This window comes from Streptomyces sp. NBC_00996 (assembly GCF_045162675.1).
Lineage (GTDB): Bacteria > Actinomycetota > Actinomycetes > Streptomycetales > Streptomycetaceae > Streptomyces.
On the sequence record NZ_CP108723.1, the window covers coordinates 352,855 to 368,022 of the forward strand.

The following is a 15,168-nucleotide window of genomic DNA, read 5'->3' on the forward strand; positions in this document are numbered from 1 at the left end:
TTCTCCCCCTCGTAAACGACTCCGTTGGGAAAGGGACGAACCGTCGGTCGTGGTGGTCACTTTGGCTCACGGACCCGCAGGTCAAGTGATCCACTCCCAGCCAGAATGCGAACCGGGATGCCCGCCCTGTCCTTTTGCCAACGGCGTCGTAAGCGAGGGGGGATTCTCGCGGCTCGCGCTGTGAGGGTTTCTGTTTCACCGCCGACCGCTCGCCCGGAGTGCTCCGTTGAGGTCTTACACCGGCTCCACAGACAGAAGCCGCCAGCCCGGCGGCCTTGAGGCTGAGGGCGGCGTTCACGTCCCGGTCATGGATGGTCCCACAGCCCTCGCACGTCCACTCGCGGACGTTGAGCGGCATCTCCTCGGCGCTGGTACCGCAGACGGAGCACAGCCTGGAGGAGGGGAACCATCGGTCGACGGCGACCAGGTCCCTTCCGTACCAGGCATCCTTGTACTCCAGCATCGAGCGCATCATGGTCCAGCTCGCGTCACTGATGGCGCGGGGCAGCGAGTGGTTCTTGACCATGGTGCGGACCGTCAGGTCCTCGATCACGAGCGTTGGGACGTCACGCACGAGCCGAGTGGTCAGCTTGTGCAGGTGGTGCCGGCGCCGGTCGGCGATACGGGCATGGATCTTGGCAACCTTGCGGCGGGCCCTGGCCCGGTTCGCACCGTCGCCCCCGCCTTGCGGGACAGCTCCCGCTGCGCCCTCGCAAGGCGGACCCGGTCCTTACCCTCGAACTTCTGGTTGGTGACTTCTCCCCGGTGGACAGCGTCACCAGTCTGGTGATCCCCGCATGGAGCCCGATCGCGGCATCCGTGACCCGCAGTGCCTCCACCGACGCGTCCTGGCACAGCATCGAGACGAACCAGCGTCCCGCCGCGTCCTGCGAAACGGTCACCGTCGCCGGCACCGACCACTCGGGCAGAGGCCTCGACCCGAGCAGCAGGCGAGCGTACCGATCCGCGCCCGGCGGGGGAAACCTGCTCGCCTGCGAACGGCTAGTGTCCTGCGCCATCAATTCGTCGTTAGTTCTTGGTGCCCCACTGCCGCCGACTTGGCCGAATACTCGCAGGCCGGGGCTGGATGGGCGGACAACCAACCCGGCCGGGCAAGGCGCGAATCCACCGACGAACTTCTGGCGCAGCGCACCAGCAGGTGTACGGCTGTTGCTCCCCCGTTGCACGACGCGGAGGGGAATGTCGTACACCCCAGCCTCACGAGCGGTCCATTCGGCCGCGGCGGCGAGGCTTTCGTACGAGCCGTCCAGACCGACGGTGACGGTGGCAGCCGGCTGCCGGTCATCCGTGTGGCACGACGACCACTGGGCAGTGCGCACGATGCAGCAGTGTGTGGGCGACGGGGCCCAGGCGCGGGCCGACCACGCTCGTACGGCGGTGGGCGCCGATGATGACCACGGCGGCCTCCCGGGTCGCCTCGAGCAGCATGTCCGCAGGAGCGGTGCGTACCGTGTGGGTCTCCACCACGACATCCGGGTACGCGTCCTGCAAACGAGTGAGGGCGTAGTGCGGTACGGCCTCCTCCGCCCGGGTGTCGCGGGCCAGCGCTTCCTGGCCCGGACTGTGCGCCGGCACGAGGGAGGGCAGTTCGGGGGTGATGTGCCGATGGCTCCAAGAATGCAGGACGCGAAGCCTCGCACCGCGCCGCACGGCCTCCTGGAAGGCGTACGCCCCTGCCTGCGCATCCCTGTCGTCCTCCAGACCGAGCAGCACGTCCCGTCCGTCGTCGCACGGGTGGTCTCCGCGTACGACCAGGAGCGGGCCCTGTACGAGCACGCCCAGCCTCAGACCGACAGAGCCGAACGCCAAGCCGGTCACCGCGCCCAAGCCTCGTGTTCCCACTACGGTCAGTTCCGCGTCCGCGCTCTCGCGCGCCAGTGCGTGCACCGCACCGCCCTCTGCAGCGACGGTCACGACAGGCAGACCAGGATGCCGCTCGCGTACGCGCGATGCGGCGGAACCAAGGACCGGTGCGGCCTCTTCGCGGTCGGGAACCGCGCACACCACACGCAGGGTGGCGCCGTGCCGTACGGCCTCCGCCGCGGCCCAGTCCAACGCCGGTATGGAGACCAGTGAGCCGTCCACTCCCACAACTACGTGATGGAGGGTCATGGCTGTACCTCCCCTTTCCGTGAACGATCGGCTTGTGGAGGCACCGCCCGACGAGGGCATCGGTCTCCTTGGGACGATGCTCGTCGTGCACCGACGCCCCGGGCAGCAGCCGAGAGGATCTGCGGAAACGCCGAACGGCCCTTGTCGCAGGAGCCGTTCGGTCCAGGCCGGAACGGGGTGACGGCCTGAGGAACCTGGTCACCGGACGTCAGGAAGGCAGTTGCACGCCATACAGGCTGCGGCCGCCGACGAGTTCGCGCCCGGTGACCAGCTCCGGGTCGATGCGCACGAAGGCCTCTTGCGTCGACGGCACCCAGGAACGCGGTCCGGTCCGTAGGAGCCGTGCGTGCTCGTTGGGGTCGGTGACCAGAGCTGCCGCGCCGGTGACGACGACGCTCCAGCCGGAATGGGAAGCGGCGTCGACGTCGTCGGCCTCAAAGGCGACCACCGACCCGTCAATCGCGCTCACCAGTCCCGAGACGGCTGAGGTGCGCAGGAGCACCGCGCCGTCGCGGTCCAGGCAGAAGTTGACCGGCAGGACGGCGGGCAACGCCTGTCGTGTGTACACGATGCGCCCCACGGGCACCTTGGCCAGCAGGAGCATGCACTCCTGCCGGTCGAGTTCGCGGAATCCGTCATTGGCGTACATGTGCGATCTCATCTCTCACCTGACAAAGCGGTATGCACTGGTCCATCCTCGAGTGGTGCGGGAACCCGCAGCCAGGGTCATCGGTCCCTGGTTGCCCTGAGAATGACCCGGTTCAGACCGCAATCCGGCGTCCCGTGATGGCGTACGGGTCGATGCGCGCCCACAGGTGGCGTCGACCGCCCGCCCGTGGCGTGGTGTGGGCCCCTTCCGTGAGCCGACGCTCCTCGCCGAGCTCCGTCACCAGGCGCGCGTGTCCGCGCACGAGCACGTTCCAGACCTGACTGATTCACGTCGTCGATGCGGTCGACCTCGAAGGCGACCGGGCGGCCGGACGCCAGCGACGGCGTCGCGTCGCGGGCGGTGCTGAAGACGATCGTGCCGTCGACAACGCTGTAATCGACCGGCACGATCACCGGCCCCATGGCCGTGGGCACTGCGAGCCCTCCCGCACCATGCGTCGAGAGCAGGTCAACGCACTCGGTCCTGCTCAGCTCTGTGAATTCAGGGGCACGCCCGGCTTGTCCAGGTCCAGGTGGCAGATCGGCGTCGCCTGCGGTGAGCGCCGACAGCGTGGTCTGCAGAATCGCCGCCAGCGTGAGCAGTGCGCCCCGGCTCAGCGCGCCACCAGGATGCTGCTCCAAGTGTGCCGGCAGGGGTCCGGGCGGGCCCCGCAGCGTCCTGGGCTGAACGGCCCTGCCCGACTGTGGCGTTGGTTCCGAGCGGCCCCGCGGCGGCACCCGGTCGGCCCATGTCGTGGTGGGGTCGCGGCTGTCACCTTCGGACGTGTCACCACGGCGACGAGGAGGTGCGGACCGATGCCCAGGGGCAAGTACGCGAGGAAACGGCTGTGGCGGTGGCGGAACAATCCGCTGCGGCGACACGACGACATCGTCGAGGCGCCGCTGCGGCGACACGACGACATCGTCGAGGCCTGGATCGTGCTGGCCGTGTGGACGGTCGTCGCCGTGGGCGGCACCGTCGCCGGGCTGGTGACGGCCCACGCCGCGGATGAGGTGTTCGCCCGGCAGCGAGCCGAGCGGCATTTCGCGCGAGCTGTGCTCCTGAACGATGTCCCGCGCAGCGTCACCGCGATCGGCGGAACCACCGATCGCCGGATGGCGTCGGTGCGCTGGACGAACCCCGACGGTTCGACCCGCACGGGCCGCACCCTGGTGAGCACCGGCCTCAAGGCCGGATCCAGGGTCACGGTCTGGCATGACGACCAGGGCCGTCTCACCCTCGCGCCGACGGGCGCCACGGAGGCGGCAAACGAGTCGGGCTTCCTGGGTGCCACGGCCGCGGCCGCACTCACCGGCATGGCGTTCGGCGCTGGAGCGGTGGTCCGGTGGCGACTCGACCGGCGCCGCGTCGACGAGTGGGGCCGGGAATGGGATCTGGTGGGACCGCGGTGGAGCCACAGGACCGGCTGAGTACGCCACGGCTCCGGGGCTCCAGGCCGAAGGACGGCCTGGAGCTTTCCTGCGTGCCCAAAGTGCCCGGATCCGCGGGCCGTTCGGCCCCTGCCACGGCACGAAGGCGCGCGACATGCTGGGCTGCGAAGGTGCGTGTCCCGCTGCGCCGGAAGGGCGGACTGCGATGGAAGAAGTGATTCTTGTCTGTACCGACCCGCCGGCGCGCAGCCGTTCCGCCGTCGACTGGGCCACGCAGGAGGCACGGCTGCACGGTCTACCGCTGCGTAGGGTCCTCGGCTCACCGCCGGACCAGAGCAAGGCAAAAATGATCGTGCGCGGCATTCCTCAGGAGGCTGCCGCCACCGGCCGGCCTCCCGGCTCCCGCCTTCCGGTCGCCGTCGGAGCTTCGGACCGTCCGCTCGTGCTCGTTCCGGACAGACTCGCGTCTGCGTATCGTTCCGAGCAGGTCACCCTCGGAGTGGACGCCCGAAACCCATCAGACGATGCGATTGATTTCGCCTTCGACAGCGCTCGGGTCCGCGGGGCGCGCCTGCACGTCGTGCACGCCTGGTCGCTTCCTTCCTGTGCCGCCGAGTGGCCTTTCGGCATACCGGAAGAAGACCGGGCGACGTGGGAGGACCACGAAGTACAGCTCCTGGCCGACGTGTTGCGTCCGTGGCGCGAGAAGTACCCGCAAGTGCCGGTACTCGAAGACGTCGTTCTCTTCACTCCGGCCGAGGCACTTCTCCACCACTCCGAGAAAGCCGCACTGGTCGTGGTGGGCCGAAAATCCGGCGCAGAGTGGGGCGAGGTCGTGCGGGCTCTCCTGCACGAGGCCACATGCCCCGTTGCCGTGGTGCCGTCGCGACCTATGTCGTGAGACCGGCCTCGATGCCCGGTTCGCACCGGGCATCGAGGCCGGTCGGCATGGGCCGAACGTCTCCTGTCCTCTTCCTCCTACGGGTGCGTCAGGGAATCGGCGACGCCTGCCGCCCACGCTTCGATCACGCCGAAGTCCCGGAAGTCGCCGCCCTTTCCGGAGCGGAGGATCATCCCGGCCACCAGTCCCCTGGCGCCCTCCTCCAGGCATCCTCCGAAGGTGACGTGCTCACGGACGTCCCGCCGGTTCGTGGCCCGCCTCACGCCGGGGACGGGCGGGATGTCCCGCTCGGCGGCCGAGGCGTCGAGCGGACCGCCACTGAACAACCACACCGGGCGCTTCGCGAGTTCGCTGTGATGCCGGCGGACGAACCGCCGTGCGTCCTTGTGCCGGCGCCTGCGTACAACCCGCCTCCGACCACCACGGCGTCGTACGGCTTCACACTCGTCAAGGACCGGGCCGGAAGCGTCTCGACGGTCAGCCCGTCCTTGCGCACGACGTCGGCGACGGCCTCGGCGATCCGCGCCGTCGATCCGTTCGTCGTTCCGTAGGTGACCAACACGGTGCCCGTCATGGCGGTCCGTCTCCTTTCACAAGCGGCGCAGCCAGTCGTCGGCCACGCCGTGCAGTGCCTGTTCCTGACGACGCAGGCGTGCATCGTCGAGTCGGTAGGTGAGCTCGTCGACCACGTCCACCACACCGTCGATCTGACGGGTCATGGACACGGCGATCTCCGTGTCGCTCTTGCGTTCCGTCTGTCCGGTGAGCGTGACGACGCCCTCCATCACGGAGACCTCGACGCTGCGCGGCGGCAGCCACAGCGTGCGCAAGAGGACTTCCTTGATCACCTCATCGCGGATCTCCGGATCGGGCCGCAGGAAGACCAGAAGCAGGTCGCGGCGGGTGACGATGCCGACGAGCCGGTCCTCCTCGTCGAGGACGGGGAGCCGTTCCACGTGCCGCCGGGCCATGGTGCGGGCGGCCTGAACGATGGTGTCGTCGGCTTGCACGGTGACGGGCGGTGCGGTCATCAACCGGCCGGCGGTGCGGGCCTTCCCCTTCGCGGTCTGCCTCCGGGCGCCCGGTGTCAGTGCGGTGAGTCCGGTGCGGTGCTTCGGTTCGTATTGGTCGGGAGTAGTCGCCTGGTGCATCACCAGGTCCGTTTCGGACAGGACGCCGATGACCTTGTCGTCTTCGTCCACCACCGGCAGCCCGCTGATCCGGTGTGTCGCGAGCAGGCGGGCCACCTCCTTGAACGGTGTGCCGTACTCGGCACGGACGACGTCCGTGGTCATCACGGAGCCGACCTTGTTGTGCCTCATGGCCATTGCCTCCTCAGCGCAGTCGGCGCAGGTACGGGTCCTGGGGGTGGCGCGGCAGGAGGCGCACCCGTGCGTCGAGCACGGTGGCGCCGCCCGGTGTCGCCAGGACCGGGTTGAAGTCGGCCTCGGCGAGTTGCGGCAGGTCCGCCGCCATCCGGGACAGCCGCAGGAGCAGCTGCTCGAGTTCTTCGAGATCGACGGGGGTGCTTGCGTTCGCGCCCAGCAGCAGCGGGGCGCACCGCGGCGAGGTGATCAGCTCGTGCACGTCGCGGTCGGTGAGCGGGGCGAGGCGGGCCGCATGGTCGGCCAGCACCTCGGTGGCCGTGCCGCCGAGCCCGAACAGGACGAGCGGGCCGAAGACCTCGTCCTGGACGACACCGGCGAACAGCTCGGTGCCACGCGCGGCGAGCGGTTGCACGACCACACCCGTCATCAGCCCCGCGAAACGCGTCTCCAGGTCACGGAACGCGGCCCGCACCTGCGAGTCGCCACGCAGGTCAAGGTGGATGGCGTGCTGCTGGGTCTTGTGCAGGAGCCCGGGCCAGTGGGCCTTCATGACTACTCGGCCGTCGAAGCCGCGCAGCCGGTCGGCGGCGAGCACGGCGTCGTCCTCGGTCTCGGCCCAGGCCCACGGGATCTGCGGGATGCCGTAGCAGGCCAGCAGTTCGGCACAGGTGCGCGGATCGAGCCAGCCGCCGTCGGGATGCGCGGCGAGGTATTCCTCGACGACCGTGCGGGCGCGCTCGGTCTCGACGGCGCCGGGGTCGGGGACCAGACCTGCGGGCCGTGCGAGCCAGGCGGCCCGGTCGGCGGCATGGGCCAGCGCGCGAGCCGCCGCCTGCGGTTCGGCGTAGGAGGGGATTGTGCCGCCGCCGACGCTGGGCAGCAGCCGCACGGGCAGGTCCTGCTCCAGGCGTACAGCGATCACCGGCCGCGCCCGCCGCGCGGGAGCTGTGGTGAGGGCCCGCACCAGGTCGTCGCCGGTGGCCGCGGCAACCGCCGTGGGAACGAGGGCCACGATGACGGCGTCGATGCCGGGGCACCGGGTGAGGCGGTCGACGCACTCCGTGAGCTGTTCCTCGGACACCGCGGCGGTGGCGTCGACCGGGTTGCCGACGGCGGCGCCGTCCGGCAGCACACCGAGCAGTTCGTCGGCCATCGCGGCAGTGAACGGGGGAAGTGACAGCCCCGCCTCCGCGCAGGCGTCGGCGGTGAGCACTCCGGCGCCGCCCGCGTTGGTGACAACCACGACGCGGGTGCCTTCCGGCAGCGGCTGGGAGTGCAACAGGGCCGCGGTTTCGAGGAGTTCCCCGACGGAGCGGGTCGCGGTGATGCCGGCCTGGGTGAACAGTGCGCCGCGGGTCATGGTGCGGGTGGCGGCGGCCGCGGTGTGCGAGGCGGCGGCCTTGCGGCCTGCGTCGGTGCGGCCGGCGTCGACGGTCAGTACGGGCATCCGTCGCGTGACGCGCCGGGCGGTGCGCGAGAAGGCGCGCGGGTTACCGAAGGACTCCAGGTGCAGCAGGGCGAGGTCGGTACGGCCGTCGCTCTCCCACCACTGGAGCATGTCGTTGCCGCTGACGTCGTACTTGTCGCCGAGCGATACGAACGACGAGACGCCGATACCCAGCCGGGACAGTCCGTCGAGCAGGGCGATGCCGACACCGCCGGACTGCACGGCGATACCGGCCGTCCCGGGGCGCGGGTGCTCGGCGGCGAAGGTCGCGTCGAGGCACAGTGCCGGATCGGTGTTGGAGATGCCCAGGCAGTTGGGTCCGACGAGCCGCATGCCGTAGGTGCGGCAGGCGGCCAGGAGCGCCTGCGCGTGGGTGTGTTCGAGTCCCGCCGTGGCGACGACGAGCGCGCGCACTCCGGCCTTTCCGCACTCCTCGGCGACGGCCGGGACCCCGGCGGCCGGCACGGCCACGATGGCGAGGTCGGGGGTCTTGGGCAGGGCCGACACGGACGGATAGGAGGGCACGCCGAGAATCGACGTGGCGCTGGGGTTCACGGCGAAGAGGCGTCGGGTGAAGCCGCCCGTGTGCAGGTGGTGGAGGATCGCCCGCCCCACCGATCCGGGCGTGCGTCCGGCACCGACGACCACGACGGCGTCCGGGCGCAGCAGCGACCGTAGGCTGGCCACGTCGGCGGACCGGCCCCGGGCCTCGATTGCCGACAGGTAAGCGTCTTCCTCGTCGAGGTGGATGGTGCAGCGCACCTCAGGTCCCTCGAAGTGGCGAGAGGTGCGCAGGCCGAGGTCGGCGAAGAGGCGGAGCACCTCGTGGTTCTCGCTGAGCGCGTCGGCCGTGAAAGTGGTGATGCCTTCGGCCCGCGCCGCCGAGACCAGGTGCTCGACGAGCAGGGTGCCAGCGCCCCGGTGGTGCAGGCCGTCGGCGACGGCGATGGAGATCTCCGCGTCGTCCTTGCCCCCGGCGGTGTCGTACTCGGCGAGACCTATCACCCGGCCGCTCGCCTCCGCCAGCAAGGCCCGGTATCCGGGGTGAACCGGGGCGCAGGCACGGTCGGCGGCCAGGGCGGCCGAGCGGCGGCCGGCCGCGAAGAACCGTAGACGAAGGTTCTCCGGCGACATCTCCTCGTAGAGGCCTTGCAGTTGGTCGTGGTCACCCGGGTGGACGGAACGTATGCACACGGTGGTGCCGTCCGCGAGCAAGGCGTGGACCGAAGGTCGGTTGAGCGTGTCGTCCGACATCGCAGCTCTCCTCCGTGGCTCTTTGACATTTCGATCATCCGACGGACGGGAGGGCGCTCCCAGGGGCTGTCCGGGGGCGGGCCGAGGGCCGATCGGCCCTGCGTGCGCCCGATGGTCCCTGCGTCCACCGGGCAGGGATGGGGCCGTGGCCCCCTCCGGACCCGTCAGTCGTCCGCCACGAGGGCGGTCAGGTCCAGGAGACGGTTGGTGTAGCCCCACTCGTTGTCGTACCACCCGAAGACCTTTGCCAGGGTGCCGTTGGCCTGGGTCAGGGCGGGGTCGAAAACGCAGGACGCGGGGTCGCCGATGACGTCGCGGGACACGATCGGCGCCTCGGAGACGCGCAGGACGCCGTTCAGCGGGCCCTGTGCGGCCGCCTCGAACACGCCGTTGATCTCGTCCACGGTCACCTCCCGGGCTAGGACGACGGCGAGGTCGGTGAGCGATCCGTCCTCCACGGGCACCCGGACGGCGATCCCGTCGAGTGCCCCGGCCAGCTCCGGCACCACCAGGCCCACGGCACGGGCGGCGCCGGTGCTGGTGGGGATGATGCTCAGGGCGGCCGAGCGGGCTCGTCGCAGGTCCTTGTGCGGGCCGTCGAGCAGCGACTGGTCGTTGGTGTAGCCGTGGATGGTGGTCATCACACCACGCTCGATGCCAAAAGCATCGTTGAGAACCTTCACCATCGGGGCAACGCAGTTCGTGGTGCAGGAGGCCGCGGAGACGATCCGGTCGCGGTGCCGGTCGTAGGAGCGGTCGTTGACGCCCATCACGATCGTGGCGTCCACACCTTTGCCCGGTGCCGACAGCAGCACGGTGTGAGCTCCCCCCTTGAGGTGCAGGGCCGCGGAGTCCCGGTCGCGGAAGCGGCCGGTGGACTCGACGACAATGCCAGCGCCGTAATCGGACCAGTGCAGGGCGGCCGGGTCACGCTCGGCGGTGACGGCGATGCGTCGCCCGTCGACCGTGATGGAGCTGTCGTCGTGCTGGACGTCGCGTCCGATGCGCCCGAACGTCGAGTCGTACTCCAGCAGATGGGCCAGGGTGGCGGGCGAGGTGATGTCGTTGACGGCGACCACCTCGACGTCCTGGGTGCCCTCTTCGGCGCGGTCGAGGGCCGCGCGCAGGTAGGTGCGGCCGATACGGCCGAAGCCGTTGATGCCGACGCGTACGGTCATGGCTGTGAGTTTCCTTCCAGGGGTGCGGAGTCAGGCGTTCCAGGTCCAGTCGGCGACCTCGGGCAGGTCGGTGCCGTGTTCGCGGATCCAGGCGTGGTGGCTGGTGCGGGCGTCGGCCATCGTCTGGCGGACGGCGGCGGCGCGCACGGCGAGGCCGGGGACGCGGTCGATGACGTCCATGACCAGCCGGTAGCGGTCGAGGTCGTTGCGGACGACCATGTCGAACGGGGTGGTCGTGGTGCCGGACTCCTTGTAGCCGCGCACGTGCAGGTTCTTGTGGCCGGTGCGGCGGTAGGCCAGGCGGTGGATCAGCCACGGGTAGCCGTGGTAGGCGAAGACGACCGGCTTGTCGGCGGTGAACAGGCCGTCGTACTCGAAGTCGCTCATGCCGTGCGGGTGTTCCTCGCGCGGCAGCAGCCGGGTCATGTCGACGACGTTGACCACGCGGACCGCGAGCTGCGGCAGGTGACGGCGCAGCAGCTGGGCGGCGGCCAGCACCTCCTGGGTGGGCACGTCACCGGCGCAGGCCAGCACGACGTCAGGTTCGCCGCCGTTCTCGGTGCCCGCCCACTCCCAGATGCCGGCGCCGCGCGCGCAGTGAGCGCGGGCCTGCTCCATGGAGAGCCAGTCGAAGCAGGGCTGCTTGCCGGCCACGATCACGTTGACGTAGTCCCGGCTGCGCAGCGCGTGGTCCGCGACGGACAATAGCGTGTTGGCGTCCGGCGGCAGGTAGACGCGGACGACTTCGGGGCTCTTGTTGAGGACGTGGTCGACGAAGCCGGGGTCCTGGTGGGAGAAGCCGTTGTGGTCCTGTCGCCACACGTGCGACGTGAGCAGGTAGTTGAGGGAGGCGATCGGCGCACGCCACGGCAACTGCCTTGATGTCTTCAGCCACTTGATGTGCTGGTTGACCATCGAGTCGACGATGTGCACGAACGCCTCGTAGCAGGAGAACAGCCCGTGCCGACCGGTCAGCAGATACCCCTCCAACCAGCCCTGGCAGGTGTGCTCCGAGAGGATCTCCATCACCCGGCCGTGATGCTCAAGGTGTTCGTCCACCGGAAGGTACTGGGCCTGCCATGCCTTTCCGGTGACGTCGAAGACCGCCTGGAGCCGGTTGGAGGCGGTCTCGTCCGGCCCGACCAGCCGGAAGTCCCGGCGCCCGCCGGTGTCCTTCATCACCTGCGCGAGGAGGTCGCCGAGGACCCGGGTGGGCTCGTGCAGAGTCGTACCCGGCTTGTCGACGGGCACGGCGAAGTCGCCGAGCGAGGCGATGGGCAGGTCCCGGACGAGGAGGCCGCCGTTGGCGTGCGGGGTGGCACCGAGCCGCTTGGCGCCATCGGGGACGCAGGCGAGGACGTCCGCGACGGGGCGTCCGTCCGGGTCGAAGAGCTCCTCGGGCCGGTAGGAGCGCAGCCAGGCCTCCAACTGCCGTAGGTGCTCGCGGTTTTCCCGAACGCCGGCCAGTGGGACCTGGTGGGCGCGCCACGTGCCCTCCACGGGTACCCCGTCGACCTCGGCGGGCCCGGTCCAGCCCTTCGGCGTGCGCAGCACGATCATCGGCCAGTGCACCCGCTCGGTGACACCGTCCTCGCGGGCGGTCCGCTGCATCACGGCGATACGGTCCAGCGCGTCGTCGAAGGCCTGGGCCATGGCCCGGTGCACGTGGATCGGGTCGTCGCCGGTCACGTGGATCGGATCGTGGCCGTACCCCCGCAGCAGCGCGTCGAGTTCGGCCTCCGGGAGACGGGCGAGCACGGTCGGGTTGGCGATCTTGTAGCCGTTGAGGTGCAGGATCGGCAGAACGGCGCCGTCGTGCACCGGGTCGAGGAACTTGTTGGAGTGCCAGGACGCGGCCAGCGGCCCGGTCTCCGCCTCACCGTCGCCGATCACGCAGGCCACCAGCAGGTCCGGATTGTCGAAGGCCGCGCCATAGGCGTGCGCCAGCGAGTAGCCCAGCTCACCGCCCTCGTGGATCGAGCCGGGCGTCTCGGGGGCGACATGGCTGGGCACACCGCCCGGGAAGGAGAACTGCCGGAAGAGCCGCGCCATCCCCTGCGCGTCGCGCGACACGTCCGGGTAGGTCTCGCTGTAGCTGCCCTCCAGCCAGGAGTTCGCGACCACGGACGGCCCGCCGTGTCCCGGACCCCAGACACACAGCGCGTCGAGCCCACGCGCCTTGATCACGCGGTTGAGGTGGGTGTACACGAGGTTGAGGCCGGGCGAGGTGCCCCAGTGGCCGAGCAGCCGGGGCTTGATGTGCTCGGGCTTCAGGGGTTCCGTGAGCAGCGGGTTGGACATCAGGTAGATCTGGCCCGCCGCGAGGTAGTTGGCGGCACGCCAGTGCGCGTCCAGGGAGCGCAGCTCCTCATCGGAAAGCACGGTGGCGTCCTGGTGTTCGACCGTGGACATGGGTGAGACTCCGGAAGTCGTCGGTGTAGGTCATCGGGCGGTGGAGGCGGCATGGCCGACAAGGATGCGGCGAGGCTGCCGCGCAAGACGTATGAGAACGAACTGCTGCACCTGCAGACCGAGTTGGTGAAGCTGCAGGAGTGGGTGCGCGTGGAGGGCGCCTGGCTGATCGTGGTCTTCGAGGGCCGGGACGCGGTCGGCAAGGGCGGCACCATCAAGCGGGTCTCCGAGCGCCTCAACCCCCGTGTCGACCGGATCGCGGCGCTGCCCAAGCCGACCGGTCCAGGTACAACCGGGCCGGCGTCGAGCACGTGATGGGCTTCTGCACGAAGGAGGAGTACCAGCTGTTCCTGCGGCAATGCCCGCTCTTCGAGCGAACGCTCGTAGAAGACGGGATCCTGCTGCGCAAGTACTGGTTCCAGGTGAGCGACACGGAGCAGCCGGAGCGGTTCCGGCGAAAGCGTTGAGCTGCCGAAGCGGCGGGAGTCGACCGGCTATGTGCACCTTTCGCGCGATCTGCAGACCTAAGTCCCCGACCACGCCGCGAGCCTCCGAGTAGCCGGCCACCCCTCTCACACCCACTCGGGTACGACCGCCACAGCGCAGGCGGCGTGGTGCAGCGTCGCGTGGGCGACACGCCCCAACTGGAGTCCGATGTGCCCCGGTTTGCGCAGGGCGCCGACCACCAGCAGGTCGGCCTCGTGTGAGATGGCCAGGAGCACCCTGCGGGCCGGGCCCTCGATCGTGCGCCGGTGCAGTTCCACGTCCGCGGGTGCGTTCTTCAGTGCCTCCTCCAGGACCTCGGTGGCGTGCTGTTCGTGCAGCCGTGCCGGTTCGCCGGCGAGCAGGGGGTGGTCGGTGGTCTCGTGCGCCGGGCACCGCCAGGCCCGTACGGCGTCCAGGGGCACGTGGCGCAGCCTCGCCTCCTGGAAGGCAAAGCGCAGGGCGGCGGAGTTCGTCCCCTTCTCGCCGACACCCACGACGACGCGGCCATGGATTCCGGCGCCGGCCTGGTTGTCGTGGCTGCCGCGCAACACGATCACCGGGCAGTCCGCGTGGGCGGCGACGGTGAGGCTGACCGACCCGAGCAGCATCTCGACGAGACCGCTGCGACCGCGGGTGCCGAGCACCACCGCAGAGGCGTGGCGTCCCTCGCGAACGAGTGCGTACTCGGGTTCCTCGGGCAGTACGGCGGTGGAGATCTCGACGTCGGTGTGGCGCAGGCGGGCCCGCTGTGCGGCGACCCGCACGATGTCCTCGGCCGTGATCTGCTCGGACGGCTCACCCAGGTCCCCCGCGAGCGCGGCACCCTCGTACCGCTCCCAGAGCGAGGCGTACACCAGGCGCAGCGGCAGCCCCCGCAGGGCGGCCTCGTCGGCCGCCCAGTCGACGGCCCGCAGGCTGGGTTCGGAGCCATCGACCCCGACGACGAGCGGGAGGTCCACCGTCCTCACCGTCCCGCACTCAGGTCGAAGACGATCCGGGCCTTGACCCCGCCACGCAACACCTCGTCGATGGAGTCGTTGACGGAGGCGAGGGGACGGGCCTCGTAGATGACCTCGGTGCGTCCGGCCGCGTGCAGTTGGAAGACCTCGGCGAGGTCCTGCCGCGTGCCGACGATCGAGCCGATCACCGAGGTGCCATTCAGCACGGTGTCGAAAATGGGCACCCTGACCGTGCCGTGCGCCGGCAGGGCCACCATGACCAGCTTGCCGCCGCGCCGCAGACCGGAGTTGACCGCCTCGAAGGCGGCGTCGTTCACGGCCAGTGCGATGGCCGCGTGCGCGCCACCGTGCCGCTTGAGTTCCTCGCCGACGTCTTGCTTGCGGGCGTCGATGACGAGGTCGGCGCCCAGTTCCGCGGCGAGTTCGAGCTTCTCGTCGGTGACGTCGATCGCGGCGACCGTGGCGCCGGCGATTTTCGCGTACTGCACGGCCAGATGGCCGAGCCCGCCGATGCCCGAGATCGCGACGAGCTGGGCGGGCCGGACGTCTGCGACCTTCAGCGCCTTGTACGTCGTCACACCCGCGCAGGTCAGCGGGGCGGCCTCCAGGGCGGTGATGCCCTGCGGAACCGGTTGTGCGAAGTCGGCCCAGGCGAGCATCTTCTCGGCGTAGCCGCCGTCGCAGCCGTAGCCGGTGTTGACCTGCTGCTCGCAGAGCGTCTCCCAGCCGGACAGGCAGTGCTCGCACCGCCCGCACGCCTTGCCGAGCCACGGCACGGCGACCCGCTGCCCGACAGACAGGTGGGTGACACCCTCGCCGAGCGCCTCGACGAGGCCGACGCCCTCGTGCCCAGGGACGAAGGGCGGGTTCGGCTTGACCGGCCAGTCGCCGTGCGCCGCGTGGATGTCGGTGTGGCAGAGCCCGGACGCCTCCACACGGACGCGGACTTGGCCTGGGCCGGGCTCCGGGTTGGGGCGCTCCTCGATGACCAGGGGCTCGCCGAATGCTCGTACGACCGCTGCCTTCATGA

The 15,168-nt window shown here is 70.2% G+C and carries 11 protein-coding genes and 4 pseudogenes; 3 read left to right on the forward strand and 12 right to left on the reverse strand.

From position 1 onward, the window contains the following. Positions 1 to 169: 169 nt before the first annotated feature. The 5 genes and pseudogenes from OG390_RS01760 to OG390_RS01780 all read right to left on the reverse strand — a co-directional run. Positions 170 to 947: pseudogene (locus OG390_RS01760) on the reverse strand (RNA-guided endonuclease TnpB family protein); the annotation flags it as partial. A gap of 355 nt (positions 948 to 1,302) precedes the next feature. After that, a complete protein-coding gene (locus OG390_RS01765; RefSeq protein WP_406164656.1) occupies positions 1,303 to 2,133 on the reverse strand; it encodes a universal stress protein in 831 nt (276 codons plus the stop codon). A 208-nt stretch (positions 2,134 to 2,341) separates the two neighbouring features. After that, positions 2,342 to 2,782, reverse strand: coding sequence for a pyridoxamine 5'-phosphate oxidase family protein (locus OG390_RS01770; protein ID WP_406164657.1), 441 nt, complete (start codon positions 2,780 to 2,782; stop codon positions 2,342 to 2,344). Between the two features lie 112 nt (positions 2,783 to 2,894). Next, a complete protein-coding gene (locus tag OG390_RS01775; protein ID WP_406178336.1) occupies positions 2,895 to 3,044 on the reverse strand; it encodes a hypothetical protein in 150 nt (49 codons plus the stop codon). 82 nt (positions 3,045 to 3,126) lie between these two features. After that, a pseudogene (locus OG390_RS01780) lies at positions 3,127 to 3,696 on the reverse strand (pyridoxamine 5'-phosphate oxidase family protein); the annotation flags it as partial. On the opposite strand from OG390_RS01780, the gene OG390_RS01785 reads away from it, so the two are divergent. Together OG390_RS01785 and OG390_RS01790 are read left to right on the forward strand one after the other, a co-directional pair. Next, complete coding sequence (locus OG390_RS01785; RefSeq protein WP_406164658.1) at positions 3,598 to 4,212, forward strand: hypothetical protein; 615 nt, start codon at positions 3,598 to 3,600, stop codon at positions 4,210 to 4,212. The pseudogene OG390_RS01780 and the gene OG390_RS01785 sit on opposite strands and share 99 nt — an antisense overlap. 166 nt (positions 4,213 to 4,378) lie before the next feature. Further along, positions 4,379 to 5,074, forward strand: a complete 696-nt coding sequence (locus OG390_RS01790; protein ID WP_406164659.1) for a universal stress protein — start codon at positions 4,379 to 4,381, stop codon at positions 5,072 to 5,074. 77 nt (positions 5,075 to 5,151) lie between these two features. Here the strand turns inward: OG390_RS01790 and OG390_RS01795 are convergent. The 5 genes and pseudogenes from OG390_RS01795 to OG390_RS01815 form a co-directional block, all read right to left on the reverse strand. Next, positions 5,152 to 5,648 (reverse strand): annotated as a pseudogene (locus OG390_RS01795) (flavodoxin domain-containing protein). 16 nt (positions 5,649 to 5,664) lie between these two features. Continuing rightward, complete coding sequence (locus OG390_RS01800; RefSeq protein ID WP_406164660.1) at positions 5,665 to 6,396, reverse strand: CBS domain-containing protein; 732 nt, start codon at positions 6,394 to 6,396, stop codon at positions 5,665 to 5,667. Positions 6,397 to 6,409: 13 nt separating this feature from the next. After that, complete coding sequence (locus tag OG390_RS01805; protein ID WP_406164661.1) at positions 6,410 to 9,103, reverse strand: GNAT family N-acetyltransferase; 2,694 nt, start codon at positions 9,101 to 9,103, stop codon at positions 6,410 to 6,412. 164 nt (positions 9,104 to 9,267) lie between these two features. Continuing rightward, positions 9,268 to 10,281 carry a type I glyceraldehyde-3-phosphate dehydrogenase gene (gap, locus tag OG390_RS01810; RefSeq protein ID WP_406164662.1) on the reverse strand — a complete coding sequence of 338 codons (1,014 nt, stop codon included), beginning with the start codon at positions 10,279 to 10,281 and terminating at the stop codon, positions 9,268 to 9,270. 30 nt (positions 10,282 to 10,311) lie between these two features. Then, positions 10,312 to 12,693, reverse strand: coding sequence for a phosphoketolase (locus OG390_RS01815; protein WP_406164663.1), 2,382 nt, complete (start codon positions 12,691 to 12,693; stop codon positions 10,312 to 10,314). A gap of 51 nt (positions 12,694 to 12,744) precedes the next feature. On the opposite strand from OG390_RS01815, the pseudogene OG390_RS01820 reads away from it, so the two are divergent. Continuing rightward, positions 12,745 to 13,154, forward strand: a pseudogene (locus OG390_RS01820) (polyphosphate kinase 2); the annotation flags it as partial. A 111-nt stretch (positions 13,155 to 13,265) separates the two neighbouring features. Here the strand turns inward: OG390_RS01820 and OG390_RS01825 are convergent. Beyond that, positions 13,266 to 14,138 carry a universal stress protein gene (locus OG390_RS01825; protein ID WP_406164664.1) on the reverse strand — a complete coding sequence of 291 codons (873 nt, stop codon included), beginning with the start codon at positions 14,136 to 14,138 and terminating at the stop codon, positions 13,266 to 13,268. 5 nt (positions 14,139 to 14,143) lie between these two features. Then, the gene (locus OG390_RS01830; protein WP_406164665.1) at positions 14,144 to 15,166 is read right to left on the reverse strand and encodes a zinc-dependent alcohol dehydrogenase; all 1,023 of its coding nucleotides are present in this window, start codon (positions 15,164 to 15,166) and stop codon (positions 14,144 to 14,146) included. Positions 15,167 to 15,168: the final 2 nt, after the last annotated feature.